The following is a 19450-nucleotide window of genomic DNA, read 5'->3' on the forward strand; positions in this document are numbered from 1 at the left end:
GGCGCGAAGGAAGGGGAGGGGGCGGAGGGGCTTTCCGGGCTGGAAAACCTTTCCGGGGAGGAGAATTCGTCGGGGCCCGAGGAGACTGATGGCCGATCAGGTGCTGCGGCAAAGACTGCTCCTGAGCGGGCCTCAGCAGCACCGCCCGCAGATCACCCCGTCCCCCGGCACACCCTTTGGACCGCCCGTTCCCGGCCCGCGCGGTACGGCGACGGCATCCCCATGGACATGCTCTTCCGCGCCGAGCCGGACGGGGAAGCGGGCGCGGCGCCCAAGGCTCCCGAGGCGTCCAAGACCCCCGAGTCACCCGGGACGTCCAGCGCACCCGACGACGTGGACACCGCCGAGCAGCCGCGCGTGCGGGCCCCGCTGGCAGCTCCCGCCCGGCTCACCCCGGCAGACGCCGCCGTGGCCGGCATCACCGCCGCGACCGACCTGCTGGACACCGCGGAACGCGCCGTACTCGACGGCGCCCTCGGTGTGGTCGACGCGGGCAGCCGGCTCCGCGCCGACGGCGGGCCGGCCACCGGCGGCGACCGCCCGGCGGACCCCGGCGCGGCGAACGGCCACCCCGCGTGGTTCCGCGAATTCTCCGGATCGGCCGAGCGCCGCGCCCCCGAGGAGGACACCGGCGTGGCCGAGCGCCGCGGCTTCTCCCTGTCCGGCTCGCTGGCCCTGTTCGCCGGGCTGGTGGCGATCGCCGCCTCGGTGGCGTTCCTGTGGTGGCGGGGCATACTGCCCGCCTCCGTCGTACGGGCCCTGGGCCTGGCGATCGACATCAGCCCCGGCCCGCAGCCGTGGGAGTGGGCCGTGGCCGGGCTCGGCGGTGTGATCGCGCTGTGCGCGTTCGGCGGGCTGGCCCGTGGGCGGGTCGGCAGCGCCTGGGTGCTCAGCCTCTTCGGGCGCTACCGCGGCAGCGTGCGCCGTACCGGTCTGGTGTGGATCAGCCCCCTGGTGCTGCGCCGCCGGGTGGACGTACGGCTGCGGCACTGGCGCAGCGAGGCGATGCCCGCGGTCGACGCGCAGGGCATCCAGCTGCGGGTCGTGGTGCTCGTCGTCTGGCGGGTCAGGGACACCGCCCGGGCGCTGCTCGCCGTCCGGGACCACACCGCCTACCTGCGCGAACAGGTGGAGGCGGCGATGGCGCGGGTGCTCTCCCAACTGCCCGCCGACGCCTTCCACGAGGAGACACCCACCCTGCGGAACGCGGAAGCGGTCGGCGAGGCCCTCACCCGGGCCCTGTCGGCGGACTGCCGCCCGGTCGGCATCGAGGTGTTCTCCGTACAGCCGACCCGGATCGAGTACGCGCCGGAGGTGGCGGCCGCGATGCAGCGGCGGCAGATCGCGGCGATCGACGCCAAGCACCGCGACAGCGTGCTGACCTCGGTCGTGGACGCGGTCGACGACACCGTGCACCGGCTGACCAGCAGAGGGCTGGTCGAACTGGACGACTACGAGCGAAAAGCGCTGGTCAAAGACTTGACCGTGGCGTTCTACACGGCGCGCGGCAGCGCCGCCGCCAAAGGCTGACGAGAGCGAATCGGACCGGGCTGGAACGGACCGGAACAGACCGGAACGAACTGGAGCGGAGAGGCAGGCAGGACATGCGGACACCGGAGTTCGTCGAGGACATAACGGATGGGTGCGGGTGCGCTTTCTGCTGCGGGGCCGCGGTCGAGTCCGCCGCGCGCAACGGCGGCAGCCGGCCGCGGTGCACGGTGCGCGGCGCGGTCGCGGCGGTGGTGGGCGCGGTGACGCTGGCCGGCGCCGCGGCCGGGGCGGCGAGCGCCGAACCGGCGCCCCGGCACGCCGGCTGGGACGGCTCGAAGTACTGGTACAAGGACGCGACCGGCTGGTGGCGGTGGACCAGCCACTACGGGAAGTACGCGCGGTACGCGGGCGGTCCCGGCGGCGGGTCCGGGACGACGTCCGCCTCGCACGGTCCCGCCGCCGCGCCCGCGCGTGGCCACAACCCCACCCCCACCTTCCGCGGCCGGTCCGGCTGGGACGCGACCGACCGGGTGTACTGGTACCGGCAGGGCGGCAGCTGGTGGTGGACCAGCCACCGGGAGCGCTACGAAGCCCGTACCGGCACGTCGGGCGGGACGGGCGGCGCACACGTCCGTACGAAACGGAGCCCGGGCCGCAGCCAGGGCACACCTTCCCGGTACGGCACCGAGGCCGCCGTCCAGTGGGCGATGGCCCAGCTCGGCAAGCCCTACGCGTGGGGCGGCAACGGCCCGTTCGCCTTCGACTGCTCCGGCCTGGTCCAGCAGGCGTACCAGCGCGCGGGCATCTCGCTGCCGCGGGTCGCCGACGCCCAGTACCGCGCCTCGACACCCCTCACACGCGACCAGCTGCGCCGCGGCGACCTGGTCTTCTGGTCGTCCAACGGCTCCGCGTCCGGCATCCACCACGTGGCGGTCTACCTCGGCGGCGGCCAGTACCTGGAGGCGCCCCGGCCCGGGCGGGCGGTCCGCGTCTCGTCCTTCGCCGCCTACCGCCCCACCTTGTACGGACGGGTCGGCTGACCCCGCCGTACGCGCAGACCCGCCCCTGAAGAAAGGCCGTTCGTCATGGTGCCGACCGCCCCCACCACCGTCCCGGCCCCGGCCGCCGAACCGCCCGCGGACCCCGCCGCCGGCATACCCGCGCCGATATCCGACCCGCAGGCCCATGGCTTCCTGCCCGCCCGGCCACCCGTACGGACCATGGCCGGGACCTGGGTGTGGCTGAGCGAGCTGGCCGGGGCGGTCGCCACCGCCCCGGACCGGGACACCGCCCGCGCCCTGGTCGCCCGCGCGGGGCAGGAGGGCGTACTCACGGCGCTGCGACAGCGTGTCTCGCGCCTGTCGCCGCGCAACGCCGACGCCGCGTCCCTGCGGGTGGCGGTGATCGCGGCGGCCTGCGGCTGGAGCGCCCTGGACCCGCTCGCACCCGCGTCCCGGCGCGCCGCCGACCCGGCGTTCCTCGGCCTGTGGTCGTCCGTCGCGCACCGCGTCGACCACCAGCAGTTCGTGGCGCTGCCCACGCTCGCGCTGCTGAACTGGGCGCCCGAGCGCAAGCCGCGCCGCCATCTGCCCATCGACCAGCTCGCCCGTACGGAGCCCCTCGTCCCCGTCGTGCGCTGGTCGCCGGAGGGGCAGCCGCTCGGGCGACTGGACCGGCTGATGCTGGCCACCACCCGGCTGGAGGCGCACGGCATCTGGCTGTTCCGGCTGGCCGGGACGCTCGCCGGGCGGGATTTCGGGGACGCGTGCACCGGGACGGCGCTGCGCCGCCTGGTCCGGGTGCAGCACGCGCTGCGCGCTCAGCTCCAGGCGGAGGCGGCGGTGCTGCGGGCGGCTCCCGAACCCGGGTGGCAGAGCACGGTGCTCGCCGAACTCTCCGGGCTGGGGGCGCTGGAACCGCCGGTCTTCCAGGCGGCGGACGCGGTGCTCGGTATGGGCGTACGCCGGGCGGGCGACACCGGCCGGCAGCAGTTGCGCCGCCATCTGCCGGTCCGGCACCGCGCCTGGCTGAGCGCGCTGGACCGGCACTGCGCGCCCGTACGCACCCTCGCCCACCAGGGCGGACCGGACGCCGCCGTCTTCCGGGAGGCGCGGGAATCGCTGATCGCGCTGCGCCGTACGTACGCGGGCCTGGTGCACTGCGCCGCTCGCCCGGCCGGGGGGCGGCTGACGGCCGTGGCGTGATCCGGAGCTTTGGAGGCCGGGAGTTCCGGGGCGGGGAGTTCCGGGATTCCGGAGTTCCGAGGTTCCGGGGTCCCGGGGTCCCGGAGGGGGTGTTCCGGCCACGGGTGATCGTCCGTGACGTGGCGCGATCGGGGCCCTGCGGCGGGCGGTGCGCGGGGGGCCGTTGGGCCGGCCGTCCGCCACCGTAAACCGACCGTCCGCTCGTTATTGGTCTGGACATGTCCATGCGGCGTCACTAGTCTTCCCGTTGGTCTAGACCGCACAGCACGCAAGACAGCAGCTCATGGAACACCCCCCTCGTTCTTCAGGAGCCAAGCATGCGCAAAAAGCTCAGCGCTGCCGTGGTCGGTCTCGGCGTCGTCGGAGTCTCCCTGTTCGCCACCAGCAGTGCGTCCAGCCACGGCTACAGCGACCAGCCCCCCAGCCGTCAGGCGCTCTGCGCCAAGGGAACGGTCAAGAACTGCGGCGCGATCCAGTACGAACCGCAGAGCGTCGAGGGCCCCAAGGGCTTCCCGGCCGCGGGCCCCGCCGACGGCAAGATATGTTCCGGCGGCAACAGCGGGTTCAAGGAGCTGGACGACCCGCGCGGCGGCCAGTGGCCCGCCACCAACCTCAGGGGCGGCCAGGGCTACACCTTCCAGTGGCGGCTGACCGCGCGGCACGCCACCACGGACTTCCGCTACTACATCACCAAGGACGGCTACGACCCGAGCAAGCCGCTCACCCGGGCCGACCTCGAACCCGAGCCGTTCGTGACGGTGCCGATGGGCGGGCGGCAGCCGGCCGCGACCGTGCAGCACCAGGGCACGGTGCCCACCCAGAAGCACGGCCACCACATCATCCTGGGCGTCTGGAACATCGCCGACACCGGTAACGCGTTCTACGCCTGCTCCGACGTCAACCTGACGTAACCGGCGCCGGAGCTTCCCACGGGCCTCCCCGTCCTTCCCCCGGGGAGGCCCCGTCCGTCGGGCGCCCGTATCCGTACGCTCCGCCGATCCGTCCGCTCCGCTCCCCTAGGCAGCACCGACCGGCGGGAATATTCTGCTGGTTGGTCTGGACCGCAGTGCACTCAGCTCGCAGGAAACCCCCCTCATTCCGGGAGCGAAGCATGCGCAAAAGGATCAGCGCGGCCGTCGTCGGACTGGGCATCATCGGCGCGACGGTCCTGTCCACCAGCGGCGCCGGCAGCCACGGCTACACCGACGCCCCCATCAGCAGACAGAAACTGTGCGCCAACGGCACGGTGAAGAACTGCGGCGCCATCCAGTGGGAGCCGCAGAGCGTCGAGGGCCCCAAGGGCTTCCCGAACGGCGGACCCGCCGACGGCCGGATCTGCGCCGGCGGCAACAGCCGGTTCAAGGAACTGGACGACCCGCGCGGCGGCCAGTGGCCCGCCACCAAGGTGAGCGCGGGCTCGTACACCTTCCGCTGGCGCTTCACCGCCCCGCACCGCACCACGGACTTCCGCTACTACATCACCAGGAACGGCTGGGACCCCAGCCGCCCGGTGACCCGGGCGGACCTGGAGCCCGCCCCGTTCCTGACCGTCCCCTACAACGGTCAGCAGCCGCCGACCACCTATACCCACCAGGGCACGCTGCCCGGCGGGAAGACCGGCCGGCACCTGATCGTCGGCGTCTGGACGATCGCCGACACGGCCAACGCCTTCTACGCCTGCTCGGACGTGGAGTACTGAGCGGGACGGCCGGCGGGTGACCGGCCGGAAAACACGAATGGGCCTCCCGGAGCTGTGCTCCGAGAGGCCCACTCTCAGGTGCGCCGCCAGGGACTCGAACCCCGGACCCGCTGATTAAGAGTCAGCTGCTCTAACCAACTGAGCTAGCGGCGCGCGCTGACGAAGTAAATACTACCTGGTCCCGAGGGGTGCTCGTGACCACCTCCCGGCCGGGGCGCCCCCGCGGCCCCCCGCCGCCCGGGATCACAGCGACAGCGACAGCAGCACCGGGGCCGCCCGCCGGTTCAGCGCGTCGGCGGCCTGCCGCAGCCGGTGGGCGTGCTCCAGCGGCATGGACAGGGCCAGGCAGCCGACCGTGGCGCCCGCCGTGATCGGTACGGCCGCGCAGACCGTGCCGACGGCGTACTCCTGGAGGTCCAGCATCGGGACCGTGGGCGGCTGGCTGTCCAGCTTGTGGAAGAGCACCTTCTCGTTGGTGATCGTCCGGGAGGTGAGCCGGGCGGTCTTGTGGCGGGAGAGGTGGTCCATCCGGCCGTCGTGGTCCAGCTGCGCCAGCAGGCACTTGCCGACCGCGCTGGCATGTGCCGTACGGCGGAATTCGGCCCACTCGTTGACCTTGGGGGCGCAGGGGCCGTCGGCGTAGTGGAGGATCTTCACCTCGCCGTCGATGTAGCGGCTGATGTAGACCGCGGCACCGACGGAGTCGCGCAGCTCGACGAGCGTGCGCTGGAGCTTGTCCCGCAGCGCCGCCTCGCGGTCGCCGCCCGAGCCGAGCAGTATGAGGGACTCGCCGACGACGTACGCACCGTCGGCGACCTGCGCGACATAGCCCTCGCGGCGCAGCATCGCCAGCATGTGGGCGAGGTGTCCGGTCGGCAGGCCGGTGTTGCGGGCGATCTGCACGTCCGTCACGCCGTCGGCGTGCCGGGCGATGGTTTCGAGCACGCGGAGGGCGTACTGCACCGAGTGGAACGGCGCGGTCGGCTCGGGCTTCAGCGCCACGGTGTCCCCCTAGCAGGTTGTGACCGTTTGCGTCGCTGCCGTCGCTGGCGGTCACGACCGTCGAGCAGTACCGGCCGATCGCGGGCAGCGGGGCACGTACCACGATAGCGGCCAAAGCCGCTCGCAGGAGGGGGTCTTGACCGAAAAGGGGGCCCTGGCGTTCGCCTGTACAGGGGAGCGTTCCGCTGACATATGCCCGGGTCATTCGGAACGGGTCCGGGCGGCCGGATGCGCCGCCCGGCGGGCGCCCGGAGGACGGCCGCAGCCGTGTCCGGGCACCGCGCCGCGGCGAGGCCGCTCCGTCACAGGACCGCGCTCAGGAACTCGCGCGTGCGGTCGTTCTCCGGCTCGCTGAAGATCTTCTCCGGCGTCCCGAACTCGATTACCCGCCCCTGGTCGAACATCATCACGCAGTCGGAGATGTCCCGCGCGAAGTTCATCTCGTGGGTGACGATGAGCATCGTGATGTCGGTGGTGTGCGCGATGTCGCGCAGGACGTCCAGCACACCGGCCACCAGCTCCGGGTCGAGCGCGCTGGTCACCTCGTCCAGCAGCAGCACCTGCGGCCGCATGGCCAGGGCGCGCGCGATGGCCACCCGCTGCTGCTGGCCGCCGGAGAGCTGGGACGGGTACTTGTCGATGTGCTGTGTCAGCCCCACCAGGTCCAGCAGCCCGCGGGCCCGCTCCTCGGCGGCCCCCTTGTCCAGGCCCAGGACGTGCACCGGCGCCTCGGTGATGTTGCGCAGCACCTTCATGTTGGGGAAGAGGTTGAACTGCTGGAAGACCATGCCGATGTTCTTGCGGACCTCCCGGCAGTGCTTCTCGCCCGCCGGGACGAGCTTGCCGTTCTTCTCCTCGTGGGTCAGATACGCGTCCCCGACCTTGATCGTGCCCTCGTCCGGCTTCAGCAGCGTCATCAGCAGGCGCAGGATCGTCGTCTTGCCGGATCCGGAGGGCCCGATCAGCGTGACGTGCTTGCCGGAGTAGACCGTCATCTCCAGCGAGTCCAGGACGGTGTGCGTGCCGAAGCGCTTGGTGACCCGGTCGAAGCGGACCAGCTCGGGGCCGTCCTCCTCGGTGCCGACGGTGGCTTTCTTGGGAGTGCTGTCATCGGACAAGGCGACGCTCCAGGGCTCGCAGGGCAAGAGAGGTGGGGTACGAGATCACGACGAACAGGACGCCGACGACCGTGATCGGCTCCATGTAGTCGAAGGTGGTCGCGCCGATGCTGTTCGCCCGGAAGAGCATTTCCGCGACGGTGATCGCGGCCAGCATCGGGGTGTCCTTGAACATCGCGATGACGTAGTTGCCGAGCGCCGGGACCACCCGGCGGAACGCCTGCGGCAGGATCACCGAGGTCCAGGTGCGCCGGCGCGGCAGGCTGAGCGCGGTCGCCGCCTCCCACTGGCCCTCCGGTACGCCGTCGATGCCCGCCCGGTAGACCTCGGCGGTGTACGTCGAGTAGTGCAGCCCGAGGCCGATGACGCCGGTGGCCAGCGGCGGGAAGGTCAGACCCCAGCCCGGCAGCACGAAGAAGAGGAAGAACAGCTGCACCAGCAGCGGCGTGTTGCGGACGAACTCCACGACGATGCTGACCGGCCAGGTCACCCAGCGGCTGGGGGAGCGCAGCAGCAGGGCCCACACCAGGCCGAGCGCGAATGCCACCAGCGAGCCGTACAGCGTCGCCTGCACGGTGATCCACAGCCCCTGGAGCAGGTCGGGCAGGATGTCACGGACGTACTCCCACGACCAGTTGTTCACGGCTTACCTCCGGGGGCGGTGATCACCTGGGGGCCCTGCTTGCCGATCGGCAGCCGGCGCGAGAACCAGCCGGACTTCTCCGGCGCGCGGCCGATCGACGCCTTGGCCCGGCGCTCCAGGAGGCGCATGATCCGGGTCACCACGAACGCGATCACGAAGTAGAGGACCAGGATGATCCCGTAGACCTGGGCGCTCTGGCCCGTGGAGAGCCGGGCCAGCTTGGCCTGGAAGGTCAGCTCCCCGATCGACAGCAGCGAGGCCAGCGCGGTGCCCTTGAGCAGCTCGATCAGCAGGTTGTTGAACGGCGGCAGCATCTCCGGCACGGCCTGCGGCAGGATCACCTTCCGCAGCCGCTGCCAGGGCGTGAAGCTCAGCGCGATGGCCGCCTCACGCTGGGCGGGCGCCACCGCCTGGACGGCGCCGCGCACGACCTCGGAGCCGTACGCCCCGTACGACAGCCCGAGGGCCAGGGTGCCCGCCCACATGCCGGCGAGCTGCCAGCCCAGCAGCGGCAGCGCGAAGAACAGCCAGAACATCAGGACCAGCGCCGAGGTGCCGCGGAAGAACTCCACGTAGACGCCGGACAGGAAGCGCACGATCCACAGCCGGGACGTGCGGGCCAGGCCGATGCCGAACGCGACGACGGCGGCCAGCGCGGCGCTGTAGACCATCAGCTGGACGGTGATCCACACACCTTTGAAGAACAGTTCCCACAACGCTCCGGTCACCGGGCACAGAGCTCCTTCGCCGTGAGGTCGGTCATGAACTCCTCGGTGAACCCGAAGGGCCGGGCGATGCGCAGGAGTTCGCCGCTCTTCTTCATCCGGTGCAGCTCACGGTTGAAGGCGTCGCGCAGCTTGGTCTCGCCGATCCGGAAGCCGTAACCGCCGCCGTCCCGCTGGGGTTTGCCGTCCACCTCGGGGGTGAAGGGGCGGGTCATCTCCACCTTGGGGTGCTTGCCGGTCTTCAGCGCCTCCATCATCGTCAGCGCGGTGCCGGCGAAGCAGTCGATGCGGTCCGCCTCCAGGGCCTCCATGCCGGCGATCTGGTCGCCGTACGTCTGGATCTTCCCCTTGGCGACACCGTTGCCGGTCGCGTAGTCGATCTCCGCGTACCCGATGCCGGTGCCCATCCGCAGGCCGCCCTTGGCCACGTCCTCGTAGGAGGTGATCTTCTTCGGGTTGCCCTTCGGTACGAGGAAGCCGTCCTTCGACTCGTAGTCCGGGTCGGAGAAGAGCACGGCCTGGCAGCGCGCCTTGTTGATGAACATGCCGGCCACGATCACGTCGTACTGGAAGGAGTGGAGGCCGGGCACGAGGGCGCCGAACTCGACGGGCACCGGCTCGAAGCGCTCCACCCCCAGCCGCTGGAAGATCGTCTTGGCGACGGCGGGCGCCTCGCCGGTCAGCTCGCCCTGGCTGTTGATCGACGCGTAGGGCGGCTCGCTGGCGATGCCCATCCGTACGACTTTCCTGCCGCGCAGGTCATCGAGCAGGTGCCCCCCGTCCGTAGCCCCGGTGATGTCCACCCGCGAGCAACCGGTGGTGGTCGCTCCGAATGCCCCTGTCAAACCCAGCGCCGCCGCTCCTGCAAGCAGCGAGCGGCGGCGGAACCCTGATGCGTTTCTTCCTGAGCTGTTCTCCTGTGGTGGAGCCATGGGCGCGCCATTACCCGAACCCGTTGAAAATATGCCCATCGTTTCCGGCCCTTGACGGAAGCGGTGCGGGACCGTGCCACATGTCGGTCATGCGTGCATACGACACCCGTTCGGAGGCGGTAACTCCCTTTCCCCCATGGCTCATTTACGCCCCCGGGCAAGGCCCTTCCGGTGTCGCGCGGCACGCCGCCGCCCTGGTGTGCATCGCGCCGCCCACTGGTCCACCATGGGTCCGCAAAGCACCGTTAGGAGGCAAAATGGTCGACCGTTTCATCGAAGTCTCCCTCGACAAGCGGGGCGTGAGCTGCACCGCCAAGCTGCTCGACGACCGCGCGCCGGTCACCTGCAAGGCCGTCTGGGACGCGCTGCCGCTCGGCGGCGACGTCTACCACGCCAAGTACGCCCGCAACGAGATCTACGCCCTCGTCCCGCCGTTCGCCCCGGAGGAGCCGCCTCTGGAGAACCCGACCATCACGCCCATCCCCGGTGACCTGTGCTACTTCACCTTCAGCGAGACGCAGTTGGGCACCGCCTCGTACGGATACGAACGGGAGGCCAAGCACCAGGGCCGCGCCACCGTCGTCGACCTCGCGCTGTTCTACGAGCGCAACAACCTGCTGATCAACGGTGACGCGGGCTGGGTGCCGGGCATCGTGTGGGGCTCGGTCGTGGACGGCCTGGACCGGATGGCCGACGCCTGCCAGGACCTGTGGCGCGCCGGGGCGCTGGGGGAAACCCTCAGCTTCCGCCGGGAGTAGGGAGAGCGGGCAGCTCCGCGGCCCCCGAGGTGTAGAGGGCGTGCGCGGCGCGCAGGACCAGCGCGTCGGCGTGCCGCGCGCCCACCAGCTGCACCCCGATCGGCAGCCCGTCCCCGTCCACGCCGCACGGCACGGTCGCGGCGGGCTGCTGCGTCATGTTGAACGGGTACGTGAACGGCGTCCAGCCCGTCCAGCGGGTGTGCCCCGACCCGGCCGGCACCTCGGCCCCGGCCTCGAAGGCGGTGATCGGCTCGGTCGGCGTCACCAGCAGGTCGTACGTGCTGTGGAAGCGGCCCATCGCCAGGCCCAGCGCCATCCGCACGTCCACCGCCGCCAGGTAGTCCAGCGCGCTGCGCCGCGCGCCCTCCGCGCAGATCTCCTTCAGGCCCGGGTCGAGCAGCTCGCGCTGCGCGTGGCTCAGGTGCTGGACCACCCGGGCCGCGCCGCTGAACCACAGCGTGTGGAACTCCTCCACCGGGTCGGTGATGCCCGGGTCCGCCTCCTCGACCACGGCGCCCAGCCCGGCCAGCCGGTCCACGGCGCGCCGTACCGCCGCGGCGACCTCCGGCCGTACCGGCACGTCCCAGCCCAGCGACGGGCTGTAGGCCACCCGCAGCCCGGCCACCGGCCGCGTCAGCTCCTCCCGGAAGGAGCCGGCGGGCGGGGCGAGCTGCGACCAGTCCCGCCAGTCCGCGCCGGTGATCAGGTCCATCAGCAGCGCCGCGTCGGCCGCGTCCCGGGTCATCGGCCCGACGTGCGCCAGCGTCCCGAACGGGCTCGCCGGGAACAGCGGCACCCGCCCGTACGTCGGCTTCAGCGCGAAGATCCCGCAGAACGAGCCGGGGATGCGGACCGACCCGCCGCCGTCCGTGCCCAGGCTCAGCGGCCCGGCGCCCAGCGCGACGGCCGCCGCGCTGCCGCCGCTGGAGCCGCCCGCGGTCCGGGACGGGTCGTACGGATTGCTCGTCACCCCGTGCCGCGGGCTGTCCGTGACGCCCTTCCATCCGAATTCGGGCGTGGTCGTCTTGCCCACGAAGACCGCGCCGTGCTCGCGCAGCCGCGCCACCGACGGCGCGTCCGCGTCCCAGACCGCCCCTTCCTCGCGCACCGTGCGCGACCCGCGCAGCGTCGGCGTGCCGCGGGTCAGGATCAGGTCCTTGACCGTGACCGGCACCCCGTCCACCAGCCCGGCGGGCCGCCCGGACCGCCAGCGCTCCGCGGACTCCTTCGCCGCGGTCAGCGCCTCGTCCGCGTCGATACGGGTGAAGGCGTTCACCCGCTCCTGGGCCCATCCGGCCCGCCCGATCACCGCCTGCACCGCCTCGACCGGCGAGAACTCGCCCGCCGCGTACCCCGCGACCAGCCGCTCCGCCGAGCAGTCGGCCAGATCCGTCACCTCGGCCATCCCGACCTCCTTCCACGAACGCTGCGATTCCACGGTCCCGGAAGATCAGGCGCCCGGTACGTACCCCAGCCGTTTGTCCACCACATTGGTGAGCGGCTCGCCCGCCGCCCACCGGTCGAAGTTGTCCGCGAACTGCTCGGCCAGCGCGTCCCGCCAGCCCAGCGTGTCGCCGCTCATGTGCGGCGAGACGATCAGGTGCGGCACGTCCCACAGGGGGCTGTCCGCGGTCAGCGGCTCGTGCTCGAAGACGTCCAGCGCCGCCGCCGCGATCCGCCACTCGCGCAGCGCGGCCACGAGTTCGTCCTCGACGACGAGCGGCCCGCGGCCCACGTTGATGAAGCGGGCCCGCTGCCGCATGCGGCCGAAGGCGGCCCGGTCGAACATGCCGCGCGTCTGCTCCGTCAGCGGCGCCGCGCACACCACCCAGTCGGCCGTGCCCAGCAGACCGTTCAGCGCGCCGCTCGGGTGCACCCGGCCGAAGTCCGGATCGTCCGAACGCTCCCGCCGTCCGACCAGATCCACCCTGACACCCAGTGCCAGCAGCGTCCGCCCGATGGCCCGGCCGATCGGCCCCGCGCCCACCACGACGGCGCGGCTGCCCGCCACCCGCAGTGTCTCCCGGTGCCGCCAGCGCCGCTGCCGCTGGAGCTCCCAACTTCCGTAGAAGTCCTTGGCCATGGCGATCACCAGTCCGGCGACGTACTCGGCGATCGGCTGCTCGAAGACCCCGCGTGCGTTGGTCACCAGCGTCTCGTCCGCGATCAGCTCCGGGCACATCAGCCGGTCGACGCCCGCGCTCGCGGTGTGCACCCAAACGGGTCGCGGTCCGCCGCCCGGCCAGGCGTCCCGGATCGCGTCGGAGGTGAAGTCCCAGGCCAACACCACGTCGGCGGCGGGAAGTTGGTCGGCGAGGGTTTCGTCGTCGGCGTACACCAGCCGGGCGCGGCCGGTGAGCCGGTCCAGCTTGGGGGGCGGGTCGGAACCGAGGACAAGGACGGTGCTTTCGGACATAGGCCAGAAACCGTTCTGAAACGTGAGCCCCTTTAACTGACAAGAGGCGCCGACAGATGCCTGAGATGCGAGGATTGACCACGCTAAGAAGTCGTATCTACCGTGTCAACAACGGCTCTGTCCCGACGTCCCCGGCTTGTGCCGGTCGTACCAAACCCCTGGCCACCCCTGGTCAAAGGCCTTGCCCTTACCAGCCCTTCGCTCTTCTGGGGGCATCATGGACGTCTCATTTCTGGGGGGACCGAAGCCTCAGCTCGGTGTGGGTGTCGTCGCTCCGTTCGACTTCGCCCTGGACCGCGAGCTGTGGCGCTGGATCCCCGACGATGTGTCCCTCCACCTCACCCGAACCCCTTTCGTACCGGTCGAGGTGAGCCTCGATCTGGCCCGCCTCGTCAGTGAACACGAAACGCTGCACGCCGCCGTCCAGGCGCTGTGCGCCGTATCGCCGCAGGTCGTCTCGTACGCCTGCACCTCGGGCAGCTTCGTCGGCGGCATGGCGGGCGAGCGCGCCATGTGCGCCGCCATGACCCAGGCGGGGGAACGGCTCCCCGCGCTCACCACCTCCGGCGCGCTCCTCCAGGCGCTGTGCGAGATCGACGCGCGGCGGATCGCGGTCGTCACCCCCTACACCAAATCGGTGACCGACTCCCTGGAGGAGTATCTGCGGGAGGCCGGCGTCACCGTCACCGGCCGCGCCTACCTCGGCCTGACCCGGCACATCTGGAAGGTGCCGTACCGGGACGTCGTCGACATGGCCCGCCAGGCCGTCGTCGGCGCCGCCGACGCCCTGTTCATCAGCTGTACGAACCTGCCGACGTACGACGTCATCCCGCAGCTGGAGGCCGAGCTGCGGATGCCGGTCCTGTCGGCCAACCAGGTCACGATGTGGGCCTCGCTGCGGGCCATCGGGGCCCATGCGGTCGGCCCCTACCAGGCGCTGGTGGACCCGGTCGCCAGACGCGGACCGGCCGCCATGACCGCCTCCTGGGCCCCGGAGGAGGGAGCCGGGATACCGAGGCGCGGCGGCCCGCCCGAGGCGGCGTTCGCCGGGTCGGCGATCCCTTCGCCGGAGGACGGACAGGCCGACGGACGGGACGTACCGCCCTTTCATCCCCCGGAGGAACCCGGCCCGGCGGCGCCGGTCTGAGGTGTACGGACGGCTCCCCGCCGGACACCGACCCCTTGTGCGCTCCCTCCGTGCGCCCGGCGCCCGGCGCTCTTGAGCCCGTGACGGCGCGCGCACCGCACCGCCCGCCCCACCCGCACTCGCACCCCCTCAGTCAGGAGACCTGCATGGCATCCACGGTCGGCTTCCTCTACCCCGGCCACTCCGCCGAGGACGACTACCCCCGCCTCGAAACCCTCCTCGGCAACGGCCTGCGCCTGCCGCTCGTCCACACCGACATCGGCGAGGACGCCCACCGTGTCGACGCCCTGCTGGAGATGGGCTCCGCCGCCCGCCTCGCCGCCGGTGTCGCCGAACTGAAGAGGCGCGGCGCCGAGGCCGTCGTCTGGGCCTGCACCAGCGCCAGCTTCGTTTTCGGCTGGGAGGGCGCCCACGAGCAGGTGCGCGAGCTGTCGGCGACGGCCGGGCTGCCCGCCTCCAGTACCTCCTTCGCCTTCGCACACGCCGTCCGGGCGCTCGGCGCCGAGCGGGTGGCCATCGCCGCGACCTACCCCGACGACGTGGCCGAGTGCTTCCGCGCCTTCCTCAAGTCCGCGGGTACGGAAGTCGTCTCGACGTGCGGCAGCGGGATCATCACCGCCGCCGAGGTCGGCACCTGGGGCCTGGAGGAGGTCCTGCTGCTCGCCCGTACGGGGGACCATCCCGACGCCGAGGTGGTACTGCTCCCCGACACCGCCCTGCACACCGCCGCCCACCTCCCCGACATCGAGGCGGCGCTGGGTAAGCCGGTGCTCACCGCCAACCAGGTCACCGCCTGGGAGGGGCTGCGGCTGCTGGACCGTACGGTCGCGTGCCCGGCGCTGGGCACGCTGTTCGCCGGGGCACCGGTGCCGTCCGCCGCGGGCTGACGGCGGCCGGCCGGGCTGACCGGCAGGGCCCTCTTCGCGCGCCCGGGAATAACCGGAGAACTGCTCCGGTTGTCCTCGCGGCAGACCAGCGACGCGAGGAGGGCCCGCACCGTGAGCGGCGACCACGACGAGAACCGGGGCACCGACGAGAACCGGGGGACCGGGAACCGGGGAGCCGAGGAGACACCGGGCGACGGCATCCGCGGCACCGCCCGGGGCACCGCGCCGGTGCCGCTGTCCGTGCTCGACCTGGTGACCGTGGGCGCCGGGCACACCGCCTCCGAGGCCGTACGCACCGCCGTCGGCATCGCCCGCACGGCCGAGCGCCGCGGCTTCCACCGCTACTGGGTCGCCGAGCACCACTCGATGCCCGGCGTGGCCTCCTCGTCGCCCGCGGTGCTGCTGGCCCACCTGGCCGCGCACACCGACCGCATCCGGCTGGGCTCCGGCGGCGTGATGCTGCCCAACCACGCGCCGCTGGTGATCGCGGAGCAGTTCGGCACGCTCGAAGCGATGGCCCCCGGCCGGGTCGACCTGGGCCTCGGCCGGGCACCGGGCACCGACGGCGCCACCGCGGCGGCGCTGCGCCGTACCGAGCGGCTGCACGAAGGCGCCGACGAGTTCCCGCAGCAGCTCGCCGAACTGACCCGCTTCCTGGACGACGACTTCCCCGACGGGCACCCGTACAGCCGTATCCACGCGGTGCCGGGGCCGGTCCAGGCGACCTCCCCGGGCGGTGTCCAGTCGCCGCACCGGCCGCCGCTGTGGCTGCTCGGCTCCTCCGGCTTCAGCGCCCAGCTGGCCGGCCGCCTGGGCCTGCCCTTCGCTTTCGCACACCACTTCTCCGCGGCGAACACCATCCCCGCGCTGGACCTGTACCGGGAATCCTTCCGGCCCTCGGCGGTCCTGGACGAGCCGTACGCCCTGATCGGCGTCGCCGCACTCGCCGCCGAGGACGAGAAGGCGGCGTACCGCCAGGTGCTCACCGGCGCGCTGTCCATGATCCGGCTGCGTACCGGGCGCCCGGGCCTGGTGCCCAGCCCGGAGGAGGCCGAGGCGCACACCTTCAGCGAGATGGAGCGCGACTTCGTCGGCAGCTGGCTGTCCAACATCATCCACGGCACCCCCGACGCGGTGCGCGACGGCCTGGACGCGCTGGCCAAGCGCACCGGCGCGGACGAGCTGATGATCACCGCCAACGCGCACGGCGGCGACGTCCGGCTGCGGTCGTACGAGCTGATCGCGGACGCTTACGGGCTGCCGGAGGCGTAAGCGGGGGCTGCCGTACGGGCGGGTGTGCGGCCTCGGGGAACATCGGTACAGCGGTTGGCGCTGGGAGCGATCATGGTCCGATCGGCGCGAGTGTGCTGACGCGGGTTTCGTACTCGCGGCGGGCCTTGCGCCGGGCCGGAACAGCCGGATCGTTTGCCGACAGGAGGGCGACGCGTCCAGGTGATGCAGTCGGGACAGACTGCTGTCTGCCATCGGTGAACACCACCCCGAGCGGGCGCAACGGTCATTACTGTCCAGTCGCATGACGATGATCACAACCCGTACGGTCGCCTACCCGGCCGACAACCTGACGATGATCGGATACCTCGCGCTCCCGGCCGGTGCCGAGCGCCGGCCCGCAGTCCTGATCGGCCCCGAGGGGACGGGGCTCAGTGATGTCGAGCGCCGCCGGGCCGAGGCTCTGGCCGAGCTGGGGTACGTGGCGCTGGCCTTCGACCTGCACGGCGGACGCTACTTGGAAGACCCGGAGGACATGCTGGCCCGCTGCATGCCGCTGCTCGCCGACCCCGACCGGATGCGAGGAATCGGTCACGCCGCGCTCGACGTGCTGCGTGCCGAACCACGGGCCGACCCCGACCGGACCGCCGCCGTCGGCTACGGCACCGGGGGCGCAATCGCACTGGAACTCGGTCGCGACGGCGTCGACCTGCGCGCGATTGCGACAGTCAACGCACTGACCACGGGCCGGCCGGGCGAGGCGGCACGCATTCGCTGCCCGGTATGGGCCGGCGTCGGGTCGGAAGACCCGATCATGCCGCCCGCCCAACGGGACGCGTTCACCGCAGAGATGCAGGCCGCGGGTGTCGACTGGCGCCTCGTGGTCTACGGAGGAGCCCTTCACGCCTTCCACCATCCAACGGTCGACCACACCGTGCGTCCCGGCGTCGGCTACCACCCACGGCACGCACAGCGAGCCTGGAGTGACATCGTCGCTCTGCTCGCCGAGTGCCTGCCCGTCACGGACTGATCCGATCGGCTCCGAAACCGCCGGGACCACTCCGCGTCCTCGTACTCGCGGAACTCGTAGGCGTTCCGGACCTTCCACGCATGCTCGTACGCCGTCTTCGGCCGCTCGGTGTACCGCTTCGCCACCGGCGCGTCCTCGATGCCGAGCTGCGCGGCCAGGTGCTCGACCACCGGCCACGGCGCGTCGAGCGGATCGTCCGGGGGGAACCGGCCGATGCTGTGCCGGCTGACCATGATCGTTCTCAGCGTCAACGGCTGTACCGATGCTCCCCGAGGCCGGTGTGCCGGAGCGGGGACGGGTGTCCCGGAGCGGGGGCCGATGCGTCGGAGCGGGCGGGGGGAGCGCGCCGGCTCGCCCGCCCCCGCGGGCGCCGCTACGCGCCGGGCCGCGCCGCCCCGAGCAGATCGCACACCCGGTCCGGGGGCACCGGGCGGGAGTACAGCCACCCCTGCCCGGTGTCGCAGCCGATACGGCGCAACCGTTCGGCCTGTTCGGCGCTCTCCACGCACTCCGCGGTGACCGTCAGGCCCAGCCGGTGCGCCAGCGACACCAGGGCTTCCACGATCGTCTCGTCCGCCGGGTTCGGGTGCTCCTGGGAGCGGAAGCCGCGGACGAAGGAGCCGTCCAGCTTCAGGACGGAGACCGGCAGCCGGCTGAGGTAGGCGAGGTTCGAGTAACCGGTGCCGAAGTCGTCGATGGCGATCCGCACGCCCATCTCGCTCAGCTCCTGGAGCGCCTGGAGCGGGCGCCCGGCCGAACCCATCACGGCCGACTCGGTCAGCTCCAGCTGGAGCAGGGCGGGCGGCAGCCCGGTCTCCGCGAGGATGCCCGCCACGTCCGCGACCAGGTCGGAGTCCCACACCTGCCGTACGGCGACGTTCACGCTGACGAACAGCGGCTCGGCGCCCGGGCGGGCCAGCTGCCAGGCGCGGGCCTGGTGGCAGGCGCGGGCCAGCACCCAGCGGCCCAGCTCCACGATCGAGCCGTTCTCCTCCGCCAATCCGATGAACCGATTCGGCGACAGTGTGCCGAACTGCGGGTGCCGCCAGCGCACCAGCGCCTCGACGCCCTTCGCCCGCCCGTCGCCGAGCCCGACCAGCGGCTGGTACTCCAGCGTGAACTCGCCGCGGTCCACCGCCGGGCGCAGGGTGCTGGACAGGGCCTGGCGGGTCATCCGGTGGGCGTTGCGCTCGGGGTCGAAGAGCGTCCAGCGGGCCTTGCCGTCCTCTTTCGCCCAGTACAGCGTGGTGTCCGCGGCCTGCATCAGACCGGTGGCGGTGGTGCCGGTCGCCGCGCGCTCCACGACGCCGATGCTCGCGGAGACCGACAGCCGCTGCCCGGCCAGGTCGAACGGCCGCTGCAGCGCGTCCAGCACCCGCTGTGCCAGCTCGGCGAGCTGCTCGGTGCCGGCCGAGTCCTCCACCAGGAGCGCGAACTCGTCACCGCCGAGCCGCGCCACCAGGTGCCCGCTGCGGCCGCGCACCGCGCCGCGCCCGTCCAGGCTCTCGGCGCAGTGCGTCAGGCGCTGGGCCACCGCGCTCAGCAGCCGGTCGCCGACCCGGTGGCCGAGGGTGTCGTTGACGGCCTTGAAGCCGTCCAGGTCGAGGTAGCACAGGCCGACCCGGCCCGTACCGTGCTGTTCGAAGGCGGCCGACTCCAGCGCGCCCGCCAGCCGCTCGAAGAACAGCGCGCGGTTGGGCAACCGGGTCACCGGGTCGTGCATCTGGAGGTGGCGCAGCCGGGCCAGCAGATCGTGCCGGTCGCTGATGTCCGACACGGACAGCAGGACGCAGTCCTCGTCCGGCAGCGGTTCGACCGTCACCTCGGCCCACAGGAACTGCCCGTCGGGATGTTTGAGTCGTCGGGTGCAGCGCAGCCGGTCGCTGTGCCCGCACAGCACCTCGCGGTAGGCGGCCCAGATACGCGGGTCGGTGCCCAGCTCGGTCAGGTCGGCGGCGGTCGCCGCCACCAGGTCGTCCGGCGCCGCGCCGACCAGTTCGCCGAAGGCGGGGTTGGCGGCGAGGACCAGGCCGTCGCGGTTCAGTACGGCCAGCGGGACGCGGGCGGCCTGGAAGGCGGCGCGGTAGTCGCGCAGCGAGGCCGCGGAGCCGTCGTCGGCGTCCGGCCCGCCGCGGCCGGACGCGCGCGGCTCGCCGTGCGGGCCGGGC

General features: G+C 72.3%; 18 protein-coding genes, 1 tRNA gene and 1 pseudogene. 10 read left to right on the forward strand and 10 right to left on the reverse strand.

Annotated features, from left to right (window positions below; translation table 11 throughout):
* Window positions 1-222: 222 nt before the first annotated feature.
* From IH45_RS01000000144575 to IH45_RS0139095, 5 genes are all read left to right on the forward strand, one after another.
* Window positions 223-1530, forward strand: a complete 1308-nt coding sequence (locus IH45_RS01000000144575) for an SPFH domain-containing protein (protein ID WP_078897996.1) — start codon at window positions 223-225, stop codon at window positions 1528-1530.
* Between the two features lie 74 nt (window positions 1531-1604).
* On the forward strand, window positions 1605-2531 hold the full coding sequence (locus IH45_RS1000000145670; protein ID WP_050515498.1) for a C40 family peptidase: 927 nt from the start codon (window positions 1605-1607) through the stop codon (window positions 2529-2531).
* Window positions 2532-2576: 45 nt separating this feature from the next.
* Window positions 2577-3695, forward strand: a complete 1119-nt coding sequence (locus IH45_RS0139085; RefSeq protein WP_030680535.1) for a hypothetical protein — start codon at window positions 2577-2579, stop codon at window positions 3693-3695.
* 317 nt (window positions 3696-4012) lie between these two features.
* Window positions 4013-4606: a lytic polysaccharide monooxygenase auxiliary activity family 9 protein gene (locus IH45_RS0139090; RefSeq protein ID WP_030680538.1), complete on the forward strand. Its 594-nt coding sequence runs from the start codon at window positions 4013-4015 to the stop codon at window positions 4604-4606.
* 200 nt (window positions 4607-4806) lie between these two features.
* Entirely contained in the window at window positions 4807-5394 is a 588-nt protein-coding gene (locus IH45_RS0139095; RefSeq protein ID WP_030680540.1) for a lytic polysaccharide monooxygenase auxiliary activity family 9 protein, read from the forward strand.
* A 79-nt stretch (window positions 5395-5473) separates the two neighbouring features.
* Here IH45_RS0139095 and IH45_RS0139100 read toward each other — a convergent pair.
* The 6 genes from IH45_RS0139100 to ehuB form a co-directional block, all read right to left on the reverse strand.
* Window positions 5474-5547 (reverse strand) — tRNA-Lys (locus IH45_RS0139100).
* Window positions 5548-5637: 90 nt separating this feature from the next.
* Window positions 5638-6396, reverse strand: a complete 759-nt coding sequence (locus IH45_RS0139105) for an IclR family transcriptional regulator (RefSeq protein WP_030680543.1) — start codon at window positions 6394-6396, stop codon at window positions 5638-5640.
* Between the two features lie 302 nt (window positions 6397-6698).
* Entirely contained in the window at window positions 6699-7514 is an 816-nt protein-coding gene (gene ehuA / locus IH45_RS0139110; RefSeq protein ID WP_050515499.1) for an ectoine/hydroxyectoine ABC transporter ATP-binding protein EhuA, read from the reverse strand.
* The gene (gene ehuD, locus IH45_RS0139115) at window positions 7504-8157 is read right to left on the reverse strand and encodes an ectoine/hydroxyectoine ABC transporter permease subunit EhuD (protein WP_030680549.1); all 654 of its coding nucleotides are present in this window, start codon (window positions 8155-8157) and stop codon (window positions 7504-7506) included. The genes ehuA and ehuD overlap by 11 nt, the downstream gene beginning before the upstream one ends.
* The gene (ehuC, locus tag IH45_RS0139120) at window positions 8154-8885 is read right to left on the reverse strand and encodes an ectoine/hydroxyectoine ABC transporter permease subunit EhuC (protein ID WP_030680551.1); all 732 of its coding nucleotides are present in this window, start codon (window positions 8883-8885) and stop codon (window positions 8154-8156) included. The genes ehuD and ehuC overlap by 4 nt, the downstream gene beginning before the upstream one ends.
* Window positions 8882-9814: an ectoine/hydroxyectoine ABC transporter substrate-binding protein EhuB gene (ehuB, locus tag IH45_RS0139125; RefSeq protein ID WP_030680553.1), complete on the reverse strand. Its 933-nt coding sequence runs from the start codon at window positions 9812-9814 to the stop codon at window positions 8882-8884. The genes ehuC and ehuB overlap by 4 nt, the downstream gene beginning before the upstream one ends.
* Before the next feature lie 257 nt (window positions 9815-10071).
* On the opposite strand from ehuB, the gene IH45_RS0139130 reads away from it, so the two are divergent.
* Window positions 10072-10572 (forward strand): DUF3830 family protein, encoded by a 501-nt coding sequence (locus IH45_RS0139130; RefSeq protein WP_030680556.1) that lies wholly within the window; start codon window positions 10072-10074, stop codon window positions 10570-10572.
* Here IH45_RS0139130 and IH45_RS0139135 read toward each other — a convergent pair.
* A complete protein-coding gene (locus IH45_RS0139135) occupies window positions 10553-11977 on the reverse strand; it encodes an amidase (RefSeq protein ID WP_030680563.1) in 1425 nt (474 codons plus the stop codon). The genes IH45_RS0139130 and IH45_RS0139135 overlap by 20 nt on opposite strands.
* Window positions 11978-12022: 45 nt before the next feature.
* A complete protein-coding gene (locus tag IH45_RS0139140; RefSeq protein WP_030680566.1) occupies window positions 12023-12988 on the reverse strand; it encodes a D-2-hydroxyacid dehydrogenase in 966 nt (321 codons plus the stop codon).
* Window positions 12989-13205: 217 nt separating this feature from the next.
* Here IH45_RS0139140 and IH45_RS0139145 point away from each other — a divergent pair, with 217 nt between their 5' ends.
* From IH45_RS0139145 to IH45_RS0139160, 4 genes are all read left to right on the forward strand, one after another.
* Entirely contained in the window at window positions 13206-14135 is a 930-nt protein-coding gene (locus IH45_RS0139145) for a maleate cis-trans isomerase family protein (protein ID WP_030680568.1), read from the forward strand.
* A 146-nt stretch (window positions 14136-14281) separates the two neighbouring features.
* Window positions 14282-15022 (forward strand): maleate cis-trans isomerase family protein, encoded by a 741-nt coding sequence (locus IH45_RS0139150; RefSeq protein WP_030680571.1) that lies wholly within the window; start codon window positions 14282-14284, stop codon window positions 15020-15022.
* A gap of 111 nt (window positions 15023-15133) precedes the next feature.
* The gene (locus tag IH45_RS0139155; RefSeq protein ID WP_030680574.1) at window positions 15134-16294 is read left to right on the forward strand and encodes an LLM class flavin-dependent oxidoreductase; all 1161 of its coding nucleotides are present in this window, start codon (window positions 15134-15136) and stop codon (window positions 16292-16294) included.
* A gap of 262 nt (window positions 16295-16556) precedes the next feature.
* Window positions 16557-17282, forward strand: coding sequence for a dienelactone hydrolase family protein (locus tag IH45_RS0139160; RefSeq protein WP_030680577.1), 726 nt, complete (start codon window positions 16557-16559; stop codon window positions 17280-17282).
* An 8-nt stretch (window positions 17283-17290) separates the two neighbouring features.
* Here IH45_RS0139160 and IH45_RS1000000147385 read toward each other — a convergent pair.
* Both IH45_RS1000000147385 and IH45_RS0139165 read right to left on the reverse strand, forming a co-directional pair.
* Window positions 17291-17500: pseudogene (locus tag IH45_RS1000000147385) on the reverse strand (DUF4158 domain-containing protein); the annotation flags it as partial.
* 155 nt (window positions 17501-17655) lie between these two features.
* A partial coding sequence (locus IH45_RS0139165; protein WP_050515500.1) for a putative bifunctional diguanylate cyclase/phosphodiesterase occupies window positions 17656-19450 on the reverse strand: 1795 nt, incomplete at its 5' end.

The sequence above is a fragment of the Streptomyces rimosus subsp. rimosus genome, assembly GCF_000720725.1.
Taxonomy (GTDB): domain Bacteria; phylum Actinomycetota; class Actinomycetes; order Streptomycetales; family Streptomycetaceae; genus Streptomyces; species Streptomyces rimosus_A.

Coding starts and splice junctions, on each gene's coding strand:
- IH45_RS01000000144575 (WP_078897996.1), top strand. CDS start 223: ATGGACATGCTCTTCCGCGCCGAGCCGGACGGGGAAGCGGGCGCGGCG.
- ehuB (WP_030680553.1), bottom strand. CDS start 9,814: ATGGCTCCACCACAGGAGAACAGCTCAGGAAGAAACGCATCAGGGTTC.
- IH45_RS0139085 (WP_030680535.1), top strand. CDS start 2,577: ATGGTGCCGACCGCCCCCACCACCGTCCCGGCCCCGGCCGCCGAACCG.
- IH45_RS1000000145670 (WP_050515498.1), top strand. CDS start 1,605: ATGCGGACACCGGAGTTCGTCGAGGACATAACGGATGGGTGCGGGTGC.
- IH45_RS0139130 (WP_030680556.1), top strand. CDS start 10,072: ATGGTCGACCGTTTCATCGAAGTCTCCCTCGACAAGCGGGGCGTGAGC.
- IH45_RS0139145 (WP_030680568.1), top strand. CDS start 13,206: ATGGACGTCTCATTTCTGGGGGGACCGAAGCCTCAGCTCGGTGTGGGT.
- IH45_RS0139140 (WP_030680566.1), bottom strand. CDS start 12,988: ATGTCCGAAAGCACCGTCCTTGTCCTCGGTTCCGACCCGCCCCCCAAG.
- IH45_RS0139095 (WP_030680540.1), top strand. CDS start 4,807: ATGCGCAAAAGGATCAGCGCGGCCGTCGTCGGACTGGGCATCATCGGC.
- IH45_RS0139160 (WP_030680577.1), top strand. CDS start 16,557: ATGACGATGATCACAACCCGTACGGTCGCCTACCCGGCCGACAACCTG.
- IH45_RS0139090 (WP_030680538.1), top strand. CDS start 4,013: ATGCGCAAAAAGCTCAGCGCTGCCGTGGTCGGTCTCGGCGTCGTCGGA.
- IH45_RS0139150 (WP_030680571.1), top strand. CDS start 14,282: ATGGCATCCACGGTCGGCTTCCTCTACCCCGGCCACTCCGCCGAGGAC.
- IH45_RS0139135 (WP_030680563.1), bottom strand. CDS start 11,977: ATGGCCGAGGTGACGGATCTGGCCGACTGCTCGGCGGAGCGGCTGGTC.